Source organism: Bartonella occidentalis (genome assembly GCF_037070875.1).
Lineage (GTDB): Bacteria > Pseudomonadota > Alphaproteobacteria > Rhizobiales > Rhizobiaceae > Bartonella.
Genome location: NZ_JAYMZJ010000001.1, coordinates 506,457 through 525,898, shown reverse-complemented (window position 1 = coordinate 525,898; position 19,442 = coordinate 506,457). Strand labels below are relative to the sequence as shown.

The 19,442-nt window shown below is 35.2% G+C and carries 11 protein-coding genes, 1 tRNA gene and 1 pseudogene; 4 read left to right on the top strand and 9 right to left on the bottom strand.

Going from position 1 to position 19,442, the window contains the following annotated elements; genetic code table 11:
- Positions 1–713: 713 nt before the first annotated feature.
- Entirely contained in the window at positions 714–2,087 is a 1,374-nt protein-coding gene (locus tag WCP78_RS02210; protein WP_336278872.1) for a glutamate--cysteine ligase, read from the bottom strand.
- Between the two features lie 68 nt (positions 2,088–2,155).
- Entirely contained in the window at positions 2,156–2,899 is a 744-nt protein-coding gene (locus WCP78_RS02205; RefSeq protein WP_336278871.1) for a 16S rRNA (uracil(1498)-N(3))-methyltransferase, read from the bottom strand.
- A 235-nt stretch (positions 2,900–3,134) separates the two neighbouring features.
- Here WCP78_RS02205 and WCP78_RS02200 point away from each other — a divergent pair, with 235 nt between their 5' ends.
- Positions 3,135–3,278 (top strand): hypothetical protein, encoded by a 144-nt coding sequence (locus tag WCP78_RS02200; RefSeq protein WP_336278870.1) that lies wholly within the window; start codon positions 3,135–3,137, stop codon positions 3,276–3,278.
- 90 nt (positions 3,279–3,368) lie between these two features.
- Here WCP78_RS02200 and WCP78_RS02195 read toward each other — a convergent pair whose 3' ends face one another.
- Positions 3,369–5,234, bottom strand: a complete 1,866-nt coding sequence (locus tag WCP78_RS02195; RefSeq protein ID WP_336278869.1) for an AsmA family protein — start codon at positions 5,232–5,234, stop codon at positions 3,369–3,371.
- A 327-nt stretch (positions 5,235–5,561) separates the two neighbouring features.
- On the opposite strand from WCP78_RS02195, the gene folD reads away from it, so the two are divergent.
- The gene (gene folD, locus WCP78_RS02190) at positions 5,562–6,461 is read left to right on the top strand and encodes a bifunctional methylenetetrahydrofolate dehydrogenase/methenyltetrahydrofolate cyclohydrolase FolD (protein WP_336278868.1); all 900 of its coding nucleotides are present in this window, start codon (positions 5,562–5,564) and stop codon (positions 6,459–6,461) included.
- Positions 6,462–7,493: 1,032 nt separating this feature from the next.
- Here the strand turns inward: folD and pgl are convergent.
- From pgl to WCP78_RS02170, 4 genes and pseudogenes are all read right to left on the bottom strand, one after another.
- A complete protein-coding gene (gene pgl / locus WCP78_RS02185; protein WP_336278867.1) occupies positions 7,494–8,249 on the bottom strand; it encodes a 6-phosphogluconolactonase in 756 nt (251 codons plus the stop codon).
- Between the two features lie 1,019 nt (positions 8,250–9,268).
- A pseudogene (locus WCP78_RS02180) lies at positions 9,269–10,090 on the bottom strand (type I glutamate--ammonia ligase); the annotation flags it as partial.
- 299 nt (positions 10,091–10,389) lie between these two features.
- A tRNA-His gene (locus WCP78_RS02175) sits at positions 10,390–10,466 on the bottom strand.
- A gap of 134 nt (positions 10,467–10,600) precedes the next feature.
- Entirely contained in the window at positions 10,601–11,689 is a 1,089-nt protein-coding gene (locus WCP78_RS02170) for a quinone-dependent dihydroorotate dehydrogenase (protein ID WP_336278866.1), read from the bottom strand.
- Positions 11,690–12,275: 586 nt separating this feature from the next.
- On the opposite strand from WCP78_RS02170, the gene mscL reads away from it, so the two are divergent.
- The gene (mscL, locus tag WCP78_RS02165; RefSeq protein WP_336278865.1) at positions 12,276–12,689 is read left to right on the top strand and encodes a large conductance mechanosensitive channel protein MscL; all 414 of its coding nucleotides are present in this window, start codon (positions 12,276–12,278) and stop codon (positions 12,687–12,689) included.
- Between the two features lie 2 nt (positions 12,690–12,691).
- Here the strand turns inward: mscL and WCP78_RS02160 are convergent, their stop codons facing one another.
- Both WCP78_RS02160 and WCP78_RS02155 read right to left on the bottom strand, forming a co-directional pair.
- Positions 12,692–14,008, bottom strand: coding sequence for a PAS domain-containing sensor histidine kinase (locus WCP78_RS02160; RefSeq protein ID WP_336278864.1), 1,317 nt, complete (start codon positions 14,006–14,008; stop codon positions 12,692–12,694).
- 1,029 nt (positions 14,009–15,037) lie between these two features.
- Positions 15,038–17,593: a DNA translocase FtsK gene (locus WCP78_RS02155; RefSeq protein WP_336279117.1), complete on the bottom strand. Its 2,556-nt coding sequence runs from the start codon at positions 17,591–17,593 to the stop codon at positions 15,038–15,040.
- A gap of 406 nt (positions 17,594–17,999) precedes the next feature.
- Here WCP78_RS02155 and WCP78_RS02150 point away from each other — a divergent pair, with 406 nt between their 5' ends.
- Positions 18,000–19,430, top strand: coding sequence for an aldehyde dehydrogenase family protein (locus WCP78_RS02150; RefSeq protein WP_336278863.1), 1,431 nt, complete (start codon positions 18,000–18,002; stop codon positions 19,428–19,430).
- The last annotated feature ends 12 nt before the right edge of the window (positions 19,431–19,442 follow it).

Sequence of the window (19,442 nt, the reverse complement as noted above, 5' to 3'; positions counted from 1 at the left end):
ACTCCTTTTATCTCTCTTAAATATAAGTTCTTTGAAAAAAAATTCCATTTAGGTAATGTCGAAAATAAAAGTGTGTATTGGATTCACAATTTTTCCTATTAACTGCTCAAACTAGGCTAGAACTTTATGATTCTTTTCATATAGAATGGTTTTGACTTCATAAATTCTAATTCTAATATAGCTCAATCTGCCTATTGCGGTGTAGTATATTGGTGTTGCCAAAACTTATCCTAATAAGATTATGAAACGCTCCTATCAAACTGCAAAGTTTGATAATGAATATTTACCACTCTGCTATAAAAAGAGATACTTTACATTCTTTAATACACACCATATTATTTTATTACATTTAAAGTGAAGGATATGATTTTATACAATAAATAAAAATTTAAAACCTTCTAAAAAAGAAATCCGGAACCCCTCAAATAACGAACTATACTAATTAAAATATTCACATCGTTCTAAAGTTTATTATCACCCTCATCCCACACCTCCTCTTTGTAACTACCTATAGACAAATTTTAAAAATACGTGATAATCTTTAACTTTTTAGTTAGTACTAATTTAAGAATTTATCTGTGCTATACATAGCTTAATTTCTCAATATTATTCCCACTAATAGTTGAAATTTAAAAATTTCTGTTATCACGGATACTCATACCATAAACTTCTCTTCTGTAAGTACACAAAGAAAACTTTTCCTCTTTAAAGTCCTAAAAAACATGTTCTGAAAACACCGCTGCCACCGACTCACCCCAAATAGAATGGTAGTTAGACAAAAGTTTATCAGCACTTGTTTGTCCCATTGCAATGATCTCTTCCAAGGGAGTTAGAAAATTTGTTTCATCAAAACCATCATCGTTATATTGCTTACGATTTTTTAAGCCTTTGCGCGAAATAGCAATAGCCTGACGTGCTAATTCTAAAATTATGGTTTTACGAAAAGATGTTCTTAATCCTTCTTTAGGAACACGTTCACGCATATCCAAAACTTCTTCAAAACACCAATCTTTTGTCAAATCCTCTGCCTCATTTAATGCTTCACTATCATAAAGAATTCCCACCCAAAAAGCTGACAACGCGCAAATATGCTTCCAAGAACCGCAATCAGCACCTCTCATTTCCAAAAATCGTTTTAAGCGAACTTCGGGAAACAAAGTTGACAGATGATTAATCCAATCCCCTATATTCGGTGTTGAATTTACAATCTTCCCTCTTAATGCTCCATTCATAAACTGTCGAAAAGTTATATGTGTACAATCGTAATAGTGCCCATCGCGCACAACGAAATACATTGGGACATCAAGTGCCCATTCAACATAATCTGAAAAACCAAAACGCTCAGAAAATACAAAAGGTAGAACTCCAGATCTTTGATTATCTGTATCGCACCAAATTTTAGAACGCCAAGACAAAAAGCCATTCGGATGCCCTTCAGTAAAGGGTGAATTGGAAAATAACGCTGTTGCAATGGATTGTAATTTCATTGACACTTGCATTTTTCGGCGCATATCAGTTTCAGATGAAAAATCAAGATTCACTTGAATAGTTGATGTTCGATACATCATATCGAGTCCATTGTGACCAACTTTCGGCATATAATTGGTCATAATCTTATAACGTGATTTAGGCATTCGTGGAGTTTCTGCTAACGTCCACTGTGGACTGGCTCCGATGCCAAGAAACCCAATGCCTAATGGCTTGGCAATTTTTTTAAGAAGAGCTAGATGCTCCATAAGCTCACAGTAAGTTTGGTTAACTGTTTTCAGCGGTGCACCAGATAATTCAAACTGCCCTCCTGGCTCTAAAGAAATAGCGCCCTGCCCCACTGGTTCGACAAGCCCGATAATATTCCCTTTATCTAAAATAGGCTTCCATTCTAGAGCTTTTTGCATTCTCTTTAAAAGTGCACCTATTCCCCTCGTGCCTTCATAAGGAACAGGACGAAGGTTATCTATATAAAACGGAATTTTTTCATGTTCTGTTCCAATACGCCAATTATCTTTTACTTTACACCCCCCTTGGAAATAGCTAACCAAGGAATCTAAATTATAAATTTCACTTTCATCGGTTATATCAAGCGCCATAATTTATTTGATCCTATCATTAGTTCTACCATTTTTAATGAATCATTTAGAATGATTTGACAAACTTCTCAATCAATTAACCAATCCCCCACCGTAGCATTAAGAAGAGCTAAAGCGGCGACAGCTGCCGTATCAGCACGTAAAATACGCGAACCTAACGATATCGGAATTACAAAATGATGTTTTTTTAAAAAACTCCGCTCTTCTTCACTAAATCCACCTTCCGGTCCAATTAAAATCCCCAAAGCAGTAACTTTGTGCTTCTGCAAAAGTGGTAATGGATTACGCAATTCATGCACTTCATCACAAAAAAACAAAATGCGGTTCTCATCCCAACGTCTTAAAAGTTCTGTTAATGATACAGCAGAAACACATTCAGGTAGAGATAAAATACCACACTGTTCAGAAGCTTCAACAACATTAGCCTTCATTCGTTCCATATTGATACGAGTAACCTGCGTATGGTGCGTTATAACAGGCTGCAAAACCGACACACCCATTTCTACAGCTTTTTGCACCATATAATCCAAACGTGCACTTTTAAGTGGAGAAAAACAGTAAATAAGATTCGAATGTATAGTTTGTGATCTTTCTTGATGAATGAGTTGAACTACAACAAATTTTTTGTTTACGGTTACGAGTTTAGCAAGCCACTCACCATCTTGCCCATTGAAAAGTAAAATTTCAGCTCCTTCTTGCATGCGCAAGACACGTACGAGATAAGAAGCTTGTGCCCCCTCTATCCTTATTTCTTTATTCAAAAAAAGTGGCTGTCTAATAAATAATCTTTTAAGTTTATAATTTATGCGCATAAAAAATTGTGCCTTAATTAACCATAATCGTCAAAAATGAAGAAAAAATATAATAAAGAGAGAAAAAATCACATCTATAAAACTATAATGGATAAAGAACTATAGAGTTTCTTTATTTTCATGATATAATAATGAAACTAATAGAATATTAGATGGTTCTGCTTTCATATAACTTCATAATAAACACCATTTATCAGTGCGTTCAATAATTTATCGCATGATTGGAGAAAAAGATATGTCTGCTAAAAAAGCCGCAATTATCACTATCACAACCATCATAGCCTTTATTTTAATTACCATAGGGATTGGTTCAGTTGGAGCTGGTGGGAAGCATATGATTGTCGAAGATGGATATGGCATCTCCTCTCAAATTAAGTAGACATACACGTCAGTGTATCTTGAAAAGTACGTTAATATAACATTTTTCAACGATTTTTTATAAACCTTGACAAACAATAAAAAGCAAAAATCAATTTACGTAAATGTCTTTTTTAACTAAAAAACTGCCACTATACTGCCCCGCAGAAATAAGGGAAAAGACAAAAGGTGAAACAAGACTATTCGTAAGGCATTTAACATCTTTGCATAAAGTTTTTGAACTATTGTTTTTTCGTAATTGTGCCTGCAGTGTAAGTCCATTATTCCAATTTTGATTCATAGCGTCTGCAACTTTTCCTTTAATAGACAAACTCCAGTCCGCTGTACGCATCAGTGATTCTGCCACTGTCATTGTACCGTCTAAAAATCTCGTTTGAATATCCCAACGATTAAAAGCTGTTGATAGGGTATTGTTATTCTCTAAAAGAAATTGTTTATTCTCTAAAAGCTTCTCCTGCAAATCATTTAAATCATATCCTAATAGCCGGCCTGAAGACATATTTAATGCTAATTCACCTTGCATTTGCGCAAAAATTTCCGACCAATAACGAGTAATCGTCTGTATTGTCATCATAAAACTCGCTTTAGTTTGCGCAAATGGCATAATTCCCAAAGCCTCTAAAGCTTCCTGCGTATCAACAGAAGAACCAGAAATGCGTCCTTCAATGCGCATTTTCTGGCCATATGGTATAATTTGGATGTTACTTTGAATAGATCCACCAAAAACATTAGCATGTCCAATGTCGAGAATACCCTGTCCATTTCTTATTTGTATAGCAGCCGCTAAATTAGTAAGTGCAACATGACCTACTTTTGTTTCTAGAGCAGAAAGTCGTATATCTACTCCAATATGCTCAAAAAATGCTACATCCTCTTCAACTGAAGAAAATACAGTTTCCAAGAGGTTAAAATTTAGATTATCAAATGCTAAAGATCCAATTATAACTGGTACATGATCTTGAAAATAAAATTCTAAAGCTCCACGCGCATTTACTGTGCCTACATTAAATGTAACATTATTAATTTGAATATGCATTGGCTGCGCTAAGAAATACGATTCCCATACAACAGGTTCTTTTAATTTATACCCCCAAAACTGATTTGCTCCGATCCAGGATAATGTCTGATTCCAACCTGGAGAGCGCATTGATACCTTTCCATCAAAAATATAATATTCAGATAACTGCACTTGACCTACAAAGGTTATACCACCACGCACAGAATTGAGACTTGCCTTAATCTGGCTTTTTCCTCCTGCTAACAGCAGTAATGCTTGATCCGCATCAATCGATAGTTTTGTTAATTCTCCGTGCCAACGAGCATCTGCACGGAGCCGTGCTCCCTGTATTGACTCTGGCCAATCTAAAGTCACATTTAATCCCGTTATTTTTTCGGTCATACTCGAAATACTATCATGGTACACGATTACACCATCTTCAATAACAATCCGCCCAAAAGGTTGTTTCAAAAGACGCTTTATATCTGGCTGATCAGGATTATGCTGAATTACTTCGCGTGCATTTCGTATCGCTAATCCTAATGTACCTTGTGACCGTGAAAATCTATCAAAAAAATCAGCTGCTGTTTTAACTGGCTTTTCCATCACAAATTGTGGACGCACAATCCGTGTCTCTGAAAAAGAAACATGTCCAAAAAAAAGATCCATTAAAGAAAGATCAACTTCTATTGATTCAGCTTCCAATAATGGTACAGCATTATTGATCTTTGATGTTAAAGTAATGCCGGAAAGAAATGCTTTAGGATAAGGCAAAAGTTTCAACCGTGGTGGATCACGTAATTGTACGTTATAGCCCGTCCATGCGCTCAAATCCTGTGCTAAACGAATACGAATCGCATCTGTCGACACAAGATAGGGTAAAGCAAAAATACCAATCCCAAACACAAAAATAATTGTAACACAAACCCCGCTTAAAAACTTTATTACTCTGACACGCACAATCTTCCTCTACATTTTAGCCCCTATAACAAACTAAAAGCAAATTTAAATTATCATTAAAAAGCTTATTATTTAATGCTAAAATTCATTCTCTACAGTTCATAACTGAATTATTCTTGTTCTTATCTAAAGTTTATTTGAACGGCAATATTGCCGCTTCTTAACAAAACGATTATTTTAAAATCTTTCGAAAACTAAAAAAAGATATAAAACTGTAAAACCACCCTCATCGTTCTCATTAATATCGCTGTGGTGTTCTATTGTATTATCAAAAAATACTCTACAAAAAAACAAAAACAAATAATCCTACCGAAAGGGATCCCTCTCATGAACAATATTATCAATGGAAAAAAGCTTGCTGAAGAAATCATTGTGAAAGTTAAGGCTGAAACAATAAAACTCCACGAGCACTACAAGATACAACCTGGTATCGCTGTTATAATTGTTGGAGACGATCCTGCAAGTCAAGTATATGTAGCATCTAAGAGTAAAAAAGCCGAAGAATGCGGTTTTTTTTCAATAAAGCATATGCTTTCCAAAGAAATACGAGAAGAAGAACTCCTTCAACTCATTGCAAAATTAAATGCAGATTCTAAAATCCATGGTATTTTAGTGCAACTTCCCCTACCTCGCCATATTAATACAAACCACATAACACAAGCTATTTCTTTCCAAAAAGATATCGATGGTTTTCATTATATTAATATGGGAAAACTCGCGGCAAATGCACTTGAAGATGCCATTATTCCCTGTACCCCAGCTGGTGCCATGATAATGATTGAACGGCAATGTGGACGAGATTTATCTGGTCTTGATGCTGTCGTTATTGGACGCTCTAATATTGTCGGCAAACCTATGGCAGCCCTCTTAACAGCAGCGAATGCTACTGTGACAATCGCTCATAGCCGTACCCGAGACCTCGATGATGTATGTCGTAGCGCTGATATTCTAGTAGCAGCTATCGGTCATCCACGCATAATTAAAAAAGAATGGGTTAAAAATGGTGCCATTGTTATTGATGTTGGCATTAACCGCGTTGCAGCACCAGAAAAAGGTATAGGGAAAACACATCTTGTTGGTGATGTCGATTTTGAAGGAGTAAAAGATAAAACCGCCGCGATTACCCCTGTTCCAGGAGGAGTTGGACCAATGACAATCGCCATGCTTATGGTTAATACACTCAAAGCTGCCGCCAGATTGAATAATCTGCCTGTACCAAAATTTTAAAGCTTTCACTAACTTTATTTAGTCACATCACTTTTTATTTTTACTTCTGGCATGCACAAGATGCCCTTTTATATGCACAATTAATTGACTGATCAAAACAAAATATTTTATGTCCAATACCATGTTCATTATTTGAAAGGTCAGCACATGGCTATTTGCATGTTAAATTTTACACAACGTTTAAATAGCTAACTTACAATGCAAATACCCCAATAGACAATGTCATAACTCTATAAAAACACAACATAAACGTTACTAAAACCTTCCATATAAATTGTAATAAAGGCTTTTCTCAATGTACAGCGATAGCTCTTATACTCTTAAAATAATATCTGTTTTAACTTTTGAAAAGGTGCTTTTATAAGTGAGATAGGAACAAGATAACCACGCACGATACCATCTTTTATATTGATGAATGATATTATGTAAAATGACTTTGAGTGATTTTTGATTCAGTATCGCCTTTATCGTGTGTGTGTGTTGATTTTTGAAATCATCTAGCAAACTTCAAGATTATAAACTTATGGCTCCCTTTAAATCTAAACTCGAATGGCTTTGCATCACAATATTTTCATTTTCTAAAGCTAGAAACATATTATGAAGAATTCTACATATTTCTTCTTTAGATCTTCTAAACCTTTCCCTTTATAAGGCATATAAATTTCAACGTACTGAAGATTTTACCTCATTCTCTATTACTATCTAAAAAATTAAAAAGGATATTATGTATTAAAGCCTTATATATTATTATATCGTAATTTTATCCCTCATCATTAATACATTTTACTTCTTTATAGCTTCTATTAGATAATCATGAGTTGAAAAATTTCCTGTAGCTTTACCCTACCATACAAATCAACCAGTTCCTCTTTCAAAAGATTTAAAGTTTTTGTTTATTCCGAATTTTTGAATTAAGTATAAAGAACAAGCAAAATAAAGCTCTTTTATGATTATAATTCACATATAAAATACTATTTTGCTACGTGCATATCTGTCTGCCCCCAAAAGGCTATTCAATCTTTCCAAACAAGGCTAGATGCTCGCACCAATATCCTGTCCTATTTCACTTATTTTATTTTCTTCAGGTGACCAATAAACCTGAAGAAGATGCTGAGCGTAGCGTAAAACCGCCCGAACAGGCATTTCCATTTCAGATCCTCCCTGACAAATAACTTCAAAACAATCGCGTTTCTTAAGCCCTTCAAAATGGAGAACAATGTAACGAGCTTGCAGTATAACTGGTAAAGTCAACGTAAGTCTTGGCTCACGAGCACTCTTTGCATGAATAGGTAAAACAAGCGCACGCGTTTGAAGATCAAGAGCTTGCTTCAAACGATCAGCATCAGGAAAAAAGGAAGCTGTATGCCCATCAACATCCATTCCTAAAACAACAACATCAAATGGTCTAGGCAAAGTATTGATACGATTAGCTGCTGAAAAAGCCGCAAGCTCAACAGTAATTGTATTATGATAAAGTCCTACAAAACGCGCTTTGGATGCAAAATTTTGTAACAAATAACGCCGCACAACATGTTCGTTAGAGCGTTCATGATCAACAGGAACAAAACGTTCATCAACTAAAGTGATAATAATATTTTGCCAATCTATATCAGCCTTTGACAAATAATGAAAAAACAATTCAGGTGTTTTCCCACCAGACACCGCTAAAACTGCTCGCTTATGCTCAAGAACAGATACACTAAGTTCTGCTGCAACTCGATCAGCTAATGCTAAAGCTAAGGCAGCTGGTGTTTCAAAATTTAAACGATCGATATTAATTCCATGCATTATTATTGTTCTAAACTAAATTTATTTTCATATACACCCATCATGTTCCACCAAAACATTTGAAACAGATGACGCATTAACCAATGTGCTATGCCTATGAATAGATCTGCCTTTTACTTTCCATCCCCTAATAATCATACCAATCTAACGCTAAACAAATTCAACTTCTTCATGACATATAAACAGAGTTAATTTCCACGAATAACACACCTCAATAAGCGTTCATAAGCAGCAGCATTACACTCAGAAAACGCGGACACAAAACTCATGTCTCATGGAATATACAAGAACTGCATACCATAAAGAAGACCTAGATCCTGAATTATTAAGTCGTTGTTTTACGTTCTTATAAGGCTAGAGACAAATAAGTAAATCTATTATAATAAATTTATTGAATCCATATTAAAATATTATGGAGAATAGATTTGAAAAGCACAACAATTTTAGATATCTGCGTCAATATTTACTGACTGATTAGGTCAATAAAAAGTGTACCCGTTCACAACGCTAATTATTCATTTTAGTTTTAAGGACAACATATTTTTTTCTTCTATAGATCCTCTCCTCAAATCATATAGAAGAACGCCCAATATACCAAGCAAGATATTGTTACATACACTATATTACTTCACATTATAAATATCGATAGATCTAAAAAATATAAAACTGTATTTTTTTATCATGCCAGTGCGATATGATTAATAAATAATATTCCATAGCCACCAACCACCGCAATGATAACATTTGATCTTATATTGTGTCGCCTAACGCATCGGAGAAATGCATAAGAGACTCTGAATTTCCCTTTATAGAGAGATTCAAATAGCCATTGTAAAATATAATATTGGTTAGAAATCCACAATGACTCATAAAAGAACTCTATAAGCCACGATACCATCAAATTTTGAAATATATCAATATGAGAAATTTAATATTTTTACAAACAGATCTTTGAGTTTAACCGTTGTTAGGCATGAGACGGGCGACAAGAGGAGAAAGCATCATCAGAACTTCAGACAATAGCGAAAACAAGTACTTTTCCTACCATCCTTCTCCGTACAAATTTAACACCTGTTTTCTTATCAAGAACTGATTGGTAGAATATGCATGGTGAACCCTGGTTGTTCTTGAATAGGCTTCTTAGCCATAAAAGTTGCATATATATTATGCTTAAATGCCGCTTCACGAATTGTGTGTTTAAACGTAAAAATTGGATCCGCTAATTCAATCGGATCACCATAATGTAAAATTTAATTTCAAACTGGCCAGCTCCTTTCTCATGAGTAAGCTTATCAATCTCTAGTTCTTACGCTTCCGAAAAATGATAAATATCATCAATAAGGTTATTGAATTCATTCACGCCAGCCATCTAATATCCCCCTGTCCTCTGCAAATTGCTCGTCCCTAACAACCAACCGAAAGAACTAACTGATAATCAGAGCCAAGATTTCTCGCTACCAAATAAAGTTCAATTTCTGATGAAACAAGTGGCTCTAGCGCCATTTGGTTGTAAAAACCAACTGCTGTTCGTAAAATATTTCGTAGCATACAATCCATAATTTTCCCATTTTGATATATAAAATCATAAATCACAGTGCAGTAGGGTTATCTTCCATAATATAATGCTTAATTTAGAAAGATTAGGTTTAAGGGTAAAAATCACCTCCTGTTTTGGAATATTCAAAAATACGGCTATCTTCAGGATACTCTCCTGAAGTTATTGCCATGAAAACTGCTGAAGATAATGCTAATAATCTTTCTGATATAAATTTTTTAGAAAGCGTTACCTTACCACATACTACACCCACTTGATCAGACGTAATGCACTCAATATTTTCAATACCTCAGAAAGAAAGCTACCTACTGGAGAAGCTCACTTCTAACTGTTATACTACATAATTTTTCAAGGAAAACATGACAGTCGCAGAATCCTTTGCTTTTCATTTTCTACCATTTATTACAGCTAGAATATCACTACTCAAAATTAAGCATCGTTGTTATGACATTATTCTATGCATGAGCTGTGAAAAAATTGCATCAACCCCATTTAAAGAATGCTATAATTAATTGCCACCAAGGTAGAATATAATGCCTCGCAATCACTATAAATCCCTTATTATATCAAATATAGTGAAAAAACTGGTACGGTTGGTGGGATTTGAACCTACGACCTCTGGTGCCACAAACCAGCGCTCTAACCAACTGAGCTACAACCGCATAATAAACGTCTTAATAGGTGTTCACTATTTAGTAAACACTCTTCTCTTCTAATTTGACATAAGGAAGATCAGAAAAGTTTGCAAGCCCCCTAAAAAAAATCTTACATTTTTTATTCAGAAAAAACAATTTTATCACAAATGTAGTGTACGTTCTGCCCAATACTTAACACGCTGATCACGGTAAGCTTTTATAGTATCAACACCATCTTGCTGCATAAATTGCAAAATATCTTTTAGAATAGTTATTGCAAGATCTGGCCCTTCGTAAACCATCCCACTATATAACTGAATCAAATCTGCACCAGCTTTAATTTTTTCTAACGCAGTTTGTGCATTTCTTATACCACCAACACCAATAAGAGCAATCTCTTTACCTAATTTTTGACGCATTTTTGCAAGGACAATAGTGGAACGTTCAAATAATGGACGTCCAGAGAGTCCCCCCTTCTCTCCACTTAATACGCTATTCATCAGTCCTTGACGTGAAAGAGTGGTATTGGATACGATTAAACCATCAAAATCAGAAAGTGCCATTTCTTCAGCCACATCATCTAGTTCTTTCTCTGATAAATCGGGCGCAATTTTTAAAAAAATAGGGATGGAAAATCCGTGCTTTTTTCTCTGTTCACTACGCACCTTCGAAATAGCACTAATTAAAAGATGTAAACTTTCACGAGCCTGTAAATCTCGTAAACCAGGCGTATTAGGTGAAGAAATATTAATTGTAAAATAATCAGCAACATCATAAAAATGAGCAATACCAGTAATATAATCGTCAACTTTATCGACTGTATCCTTATTGGCGCCGATATTAATCCCTATAATACCGAGCCGTTTACAGATGTGAATTCTGCTGTAAACAGTCTGATGCCCATCATTATTAAAACCCATTCTATTAATGATTGCTTCATCTTCTTTTAAGCGAAAAAGCCGCGGCTTAGGATTTCCCATTTGAGGTTTTGGCGTAACCGTTCCAATCTCAGTAAATCCAAAACCTAGACTAAAAATAGCATCCACAACCTCTGCATTCTTGTCAAAACCTGCAGCAAGACCAACAAAATTTTCAAAATCAAGACCCGCGACAGTCACACATAAACGTTTATCAACAATCTTTTGGCAACTGTTTATGCCACTTTTCAGACTGACAATCGCTAAACGATGTGCATGCTCTGGATCTAACATAAATAAAGCAGAACGACCAATACAACGAAAGAAATTCATCAATCCTTCTCCACAACTAAACAATCTATCGCACCTCATATAAACCACTTAACATACAAGATCACAAATAAAGATAGCAAATTATAGACGATAAGAATGAAACTTCTTTAATGTAAATGAGAAAGTGCACAGGTATAATGGATATTCATGTTTATGTTTATAAACACTGCGTAAAATTCCTTATATATTTGGAAAGGCTTTTTTGAAATTATTCGAGCATTGAAAATTAAAGAAATCTGCAAATAAGCAATAAAGATCCTTTATAAAATATACCTAATTTTCAAAATTTTATCGTAAAGGTCGTAAAACAATTTTATAAATCAGGTACAATTCTTTTCTTTTAGCTAAGAACAAAATCAAACACAATTTATCAAAAAAGTCTTCGATAATACGAGCTTTATAATAAATCGATTCCCGTATCATAAAGAATACAGCTCCTAGTAAGTTCTGACATATTCAAACAGTCTTAGAAAATAATTTTAATATCTATAATAACACTGCACTAAAAGAAAAAGCTACCCTTCACTTTTTTATAAAAAGCGATAATTAGCCTTATCATACGTTAATAAATAAACAGGGGAACACAATGCTTAAAGAATTCAGAGAATTTGCCTTAAAAGGTAATATGATTGATCTTGCTATCGGTGTCATTATAGGGGGCGCTTTTAGTGGTTTAGTTAATTCAATTGTCAATGATATTTTTATGCCAATCATTGGTCTCATCACAGGTGGAATTGACTTTTCTAATATGTTTATCCAACTTGCAGGTAAAAAACAAGCTACACTGAGCGCCGCAAAAGAAGCCGGAGCCACAATTAGTTATGGTCACTTTATAACTCTATTTATAAATTTTCTCATTATTTCTTGGCTTCTTTTCTTATTGGTGAAAGGCGTCAATAAAATACGCCACAAACAAGAAAAAGAGGAGAATCCTAAAAAAATGTCTTTAGAAGAACAACTTCTATCAGAAATTAAAGATTTATTAGCCGAAAAAAAATGAATTTATTTGTAAGTCTTTTCATGGAATACAGGAAAAAACATTTCTACAGTTGTTCCATGATTAGGCTTTGAAAATAACATAAATTGGCCACCACTCTCTTCTACCATCGCTTTACACATTGGTAAACCTAAACCAGTTCCAACAAAAACGCTGTCACCAGATCGACCATCTTTGCGCTCTACTTGACCATAAGGTTGTATAGCTTGCATGATTTCTTCATCGCTCATCCCTATACCATTATCACTCACTGAAATTTTTACTCGTTCTTTTTGAATATAAGAAACGTGAACAATAATTTGCCCACCAAACGGTGTAAAACGGATAGCATTAGAAAGAAGATTCCACATAATTTGACGAAATATTTGTTGTGATACACAAATAAATGGCACATGAACCGGTGCAACAATGCGCATAATAATACCATTATGATTAGCCTGTGTTTCAAGGAAAGCTATACTCGCCCGCAAACAAGATGTAACATCAAATGCTTCAGCTATAAGAGACTCATTGGTCTTATTATTTGAGCTAAAATGATTTGCTTTCGAGCACTCTAATAATTGATTAACCAACGATAATATATGTTTTCCAGATGAGATAATATCACGCAAATACCCACGATAACGCTCATTATCTATCGAACCAAAACGGCCATCTTCCATAATTTCTGCGAAACCGATAAGAGCACTCAAAGGTGTTCGCATCTCATGAACAATTCCAGCTACTTTGTTTTCTTCTACCTTTTTACCTAATGGTAGAGCCACACCTGTCATATCACGCAGCATAACAGCATAATTGTTTTTCCGTACCAAAGGTACAATTATTATAGAAACTATTACATTTTTATGATCTTTTGTTACTAAATCAGCTGTTTCACCACGGTTTAAAACCCGATTTTTTTCCTGTCTATGAATTAACTCAAAATATTTTTCCACTAAAGGACGACTTTGCAAAGTAAATAATGATGATAGTGGCTGTGCCAGTAATTCATTTATTTCATAGCCAGTTAATGCTAGAGCAGCGCTACTAACTGATTGAATAAAACCCTGTCCATCTAACCATAAAACGCCATCAGTAGCTATATCCAATAATGATAAAACCACCGCTGGTTCTTTTATGAGAGTTTGTTCTATTACATTTATAGATAATGTCCGAGCAGACGACATTTTAATTGCCGCTTTCTCAGATAAATGCCCAGATCCTAAAGATGAATGCAACTCATCACGCAACCGTTCTGCAATTTCACCAAAAGCTGCACGCTCTATCTCTGAGAGGTCTGATATTTTTGTATTCGACTTTTCATCTCTTTTTTCTTGCATCATTAAAATACCAAAACCAAGAAACTCTTGACCCTATATTTAACATCAAAATTAGTAAGCAAATAATTCAACATAGAGCTCTTTTGAACAACTATCTACAGATCATTAAATTGTGTGTTTGTTTCCAAAGACAGATCACCTTTAATAAATACAGAGTATCCAGTATCGTTCATTATTATATTTGTGACGAACATAAAAATTAGTCTTAAAATACAAAAAATACCAGCTCAATAGCTTTTTAGTTAATGCTTTTAAAATATATAAAATTGGCCATTTTTATCTCCGAAGAAAAATGTCGCAGCAAAATTTCAGTATAAAACGAAAAAATTTTCATCTAATAATCTAATTCATTTGCTTTTAATAACACTATAAAATCAGAAAACTTTCCGGCTTGACCTTCAAGAAAATAACTTCACCATGTATATTGACATTTTGAACAGGAAGAATGATCTCGATTTGCATTTCATTTTCAACACTAAGGAAGGAATTTCCACCGCAGTTGCATATTTATCCACTTCTGCAACAAACGAACATAATTGCAGCACCTGAGCAGCAATCCCCAAAACATCTTCTTCCAGCAAGCTTCAAGCAACAATGTCTCACTTAAACTAAACAGTAGCAGAAGCAATTATAGAAAATTCAGCATAACACTTTAAAGTTACTCTCAATTCAAGGAGACTATGTTGAATACTCTTCAATACCTTATACTATTCCGTTTTATCTAAAAAGACTCTTTCAAATTATAAATAATGCAGAAGATAACCAAAAAATACACCCAAGTACCATTTAACCAAAGAATATTTTACTATCAGAGGAGATAATAAAATCTATCTGTCCTCACATGAGGGTTTGTTTAATTTCTCTTACATTTCAGATAATCTTCAAATGCCCGAGACATCTTAAGCCTCCTTTTCATCCGGCACCACTTATGAGCATTTAATGTAAGATATCACCTCTGATATTCTTCCCCATTTAATATTAGATAACACCCGTTTTGATAAATAAATTAAGAAAATATCTAAAATAGCTGTACTATGAAGCCATAAAATCATCTTGCTTACCGCTGTATTCACTAAGCAAAATTTCACGTTTACCAACATGATTGGCAGCTCCAACAATGCCTTTTTCTTCCATCCGTTCAACTATGGAAGCGGCCTTATTATAACCGATTGCAAGCCGGCGTTGAATATAAGATGTTGAACATTTTTTATCACGCATAACAATCTTAACAGCTTGTAGATAGAGTTCATCACCGTCATCATCTAAACCTTCTATAGTAGAAATTTTTGCAGCTGAATCAGCAGACTCCACATCTTTATTATCCTCTTCGCTGTCCGTTACCGTTGCTAAATAATCAGGTTTTCCTTGTATTTTAAGATGGGCAACCACAGATTCAACTTCTTCATCAGATACAAAAGGCCCATGAACCCGAACGATACGTCCACCGCCTGCCATATGCAACATATCTCCCTGACCCAAAAGTGTTTCAGCACCTTGCTCTCCCAAGATTGTACGGCTATCAATTTTCGATGTTACCTGAAACGAAATACGGGTGGGAAAATTTGCTTTAATCGTACCTGTAATTACATCAACAGAAGGGCGCTGCGTTGCCATAATGAGATGAATGCCTGCAGCACGCGCCATTTGCGCTAAGCGCTGAATAGCGTTTTCAATTTCTTTACCGGCTACCATCATAAGATCAGCCATTTCATCAACAATAACAACAATATAAGGAAGCTGTGTCAAATCCATTGCTTCTTCATGATAAAGCATTTCCCCACTTTCCTTATCAAACCCAGACTGTACAGTACACATGATTGTTTCGCCTTTTTGCGCTGCCAATGCAACTCTTGCATTAAAACCATCAATATTACGCACCCCTAACTTAGCCATTTTACGGTAACGCTCTTCCATTTCACGAACTGCCCATTTTAAAGCTGTTACAGCTTTCTTTGGATCAGTCACTACAGGCGTTAAAAGATGTGGAATACCGTCATAAACAGAAAGTTCTAACATTTTAGGATCAACCATAATCAGACGGCACTGTTTTGGTGTCATTCTATAAAGAATTGACAAAATCATTGTATTAATCGCAACAGATTTACCCGACCCTGTTGTGCCTGCAACCAATAAATGAGGCATTTTAGCTAATTCTGCAATGACAGGCTTACCATTAATTCCCTTCCCTAAAGCAAGGGATAATTTAAATTGACTTTCACGAAAAGAGTTTGATTGGATTAATTCACGCAAATAAACTGTTTCACGAACTGCATTTGGTAACTCAATCCCAATAACATTGCGTCCAGGGATCACTGCAACACGTGTAGAAATAGCAGACATCGAACGAGCAATATCATCAGAAAGACTAATGACTCTCGATGACTTTACTCCAGCCGCAGGTTCAAATTCATACATTGTCACCACTGGCCCTGGATGAACATGTATAATTTCACCCTTAATTCCAAAATCTTCCAAAACGCTTTCTAAAAGTCCCGCACTACGCTCCAATGTTTCTTGCGTAATAATTGCTCCATCGTGGAAAATGGGTTCTTGCAATAAATCAATCGGAGGAAATTTATAATTGTTACTATAATTTTTATCATCCACAGATTGAAAATTGGGTATAAAAGTGGAATCACCACGACCTAATCGTGTACTGACTGTGTAGGATGTTTTATCTTTTTTTCTTAGCACAGAAACATCTTCTAAGTTTTCTACTATACTAGTAGTATTGCTTGAATTATCGGTGACTGCGGTCGCTCCTACATCACTCAGTGTGTCAGCAGTCTTTTCAAAATCAAACTCAGAATTATACACCTGAGTCTCTTTAACTGCATGTGTATAGCTCTTTGCACATGTTACGTTAGAAGTTTTCTTAATACCTTGAACATCTTCTGTTGAGGATTCTGATGTAATTGAATCGTACAATTTCGGAAAACGATATTCAAGAACACGGTAAAAAGCAGTGATTGACTTATCAAAAGTAGAAACAGTATCCAGCGCAACATCATTGTTTTTACGCTTAATAGATGTTGCATCTTTTTCTAATATTTTAGCATCGATCTGTTCTAATATAAAGGGTTCACACTCAAAAAATGCATCATCAGAAAGATAAAAAGTAGGCTTTGTTCTTTCTTCCATATTCTCTACTGGTAATTTATGCTTCTCTATATTTTTTTCAGCCTGAGTGCTAATAGTTTGCTGTGGTAACTGTCCCAAAACTGTTAAAGAACAAAATGGCTCTTCATTTTTAACTGATGAAGAATCAGTCATTCTTTCAGTCAATTGAGAATGTATTGTTTTTTTGTTATAATATGGAATTCTCGTAAGCTTTTTATGCTTTTGCTCTGCAAAAATTTTAAATTGTTCCGCAAAAATTGGATCTGTTTCTATGCGACGACGTAGAATCTCAACTTCTGGCGTTCGCGTGAAACGAGCGTTCCGCCCAAAGGTGAATGCTTTTTTCCATACTTCGGGATAAGGAAATATCTTAGCAAGGTCAGCAGACGAACTTGTTTCTGCTACATTCTTTGCACTCTCATCAGAAAAAGAAGACGTAGAAATGGATTTTGTTTTCGAATTATGCATGATACCCAACAAAATTACAGCAATGAGAAAGAACATTGCTTTTTCAATAAAGAATGCGCAGAACATACAACATGAAGGTTAATAACTTTTTGCTGATAGTACTATTTTATGAAAAAATTATACCTATCAACGGTGCGCCCTTTCCACCTAGTAATGCATATCACAAAATTTATGGTGCTACCCAGCTGCGCTACATTATTTTAGAAAAACTCTATCACAGAAATTAAAAAAAAATCACTCATTCTTCTCTTTTTTCTCACATCTGACAGGCGAGAACCGCTTCCATTTTCCATTATCAATTTCTGCAAAGCAGTTCTATTTTTCACTTTTTATAAAATTATCCTTGTTATTTTCGTTTAAAATAGCTGAAATAGCTTAAAAATTAACAAAAAATAGGAAATGCAAAATGCTTAATAAACGAAAATTCTACATCAATGGTCGATGGGATGATCCGAATAATCCTCATGATTCACATGTTATTAATCCATCAACAGAAGAAGCTTGTGCTGTCATTAGCCTTGCCAGCACAAAAGATGCAGATAGAGCAATTAGTTCTGCTAAAAATGCTTTTCAAAGCTGGAAAACAACCCCAGTGAATGAAAGACTTAGCTTCGTTGAAAAAATTTTAGAGCTCTATGAAAAACATTCAGAAGATATGGCAAAAACCATTTCGATGGAAATGGGAGCGCCTATTGATATGGCACGCAATGCACAAACTGCATCGGGCTATTCTCATATTCGCAACTTTATCAAAGCTTTCAAAGAGTTTTCATTCCAAGACGTTTTAGTGGAAGGAAATGAAAAAGCTATTCTTCACTATGATCCTATCGGCGTGGTAGGATTAATTACCCCATGGAACTGGCCTATGAATCAGGTAACTCTTAAAGTTATTCCTGCTTTATTGGCGGGATGCACAATGGTATTGAAACCTTCTGAAATTGCCCCTCTCTCTGCTATGCTTTTTGCTGAAATTTTAGATGAAGCTGCTCTACCTGCTGGTGTTTTTAATTTAATCAATGGAGATGGGAGCAATATAGGCTCTTACATATCCTCTCATCCAGATTTAGAAATGATAAGTTTTACAGGATCAACCAGAGCAGGAAAATCTATTTCTAGAAATGCCAGCGACACTTTAAAAAGAGTTTGTCTCGAACTTGGAGGTAAAGGAGCTAATATCATTTTTGCCGATGCTGATTCAGAAGCTATTCAACGTGGTGTACAGCACTGCTTTTATAACAGTGGACAAAGTTGCAATGCACCAACGCGCATGCTTGTAGAGCATACTATTTATGACAGAGCCATCAAAACAGCCAAAGATATCGCTGAAAAAACAAAAGTTGGTCCAAGCCACCAAGCGGGGAATCATATTGGTCCCGTAGTATCAAAACAACAGTACGATAAAATTCAAGAGCTTATTCAATCCGGAATTGATGAAGGTGCAACTCTTATTGCAGGTGGCTCTGGTTTACCGATGGGAATGGAACGTGGTTATTATGTACGCCCAACAGTTTTTTCCGATGTGAAACCTAATATGCGTATTTTTAGAGAAGAAATATTTGGTCCAGTTCTTTCGATTCTTCCTTTCAATACGGAAGATCAAGCCGTCGCTTTAGCCAATGATACCGAATATGGTCTCTCAAACTATATACAATCGCAGGATCAAAACAAATGTAGACGTATCGCTGTGCAAATGCGATCTGGTATGGTAGAAATTAATGGACATGGCTTACCCAGTGGTAGTTACTTTGGCGGAGTCAAATTTTCCGGGCGTGCCCGTGAAGGCGGACAATGGGGTATTAAAGAATTTTTAGATACCAAAGCAATTTCGTACTGGTAAAAAAAATTTTTA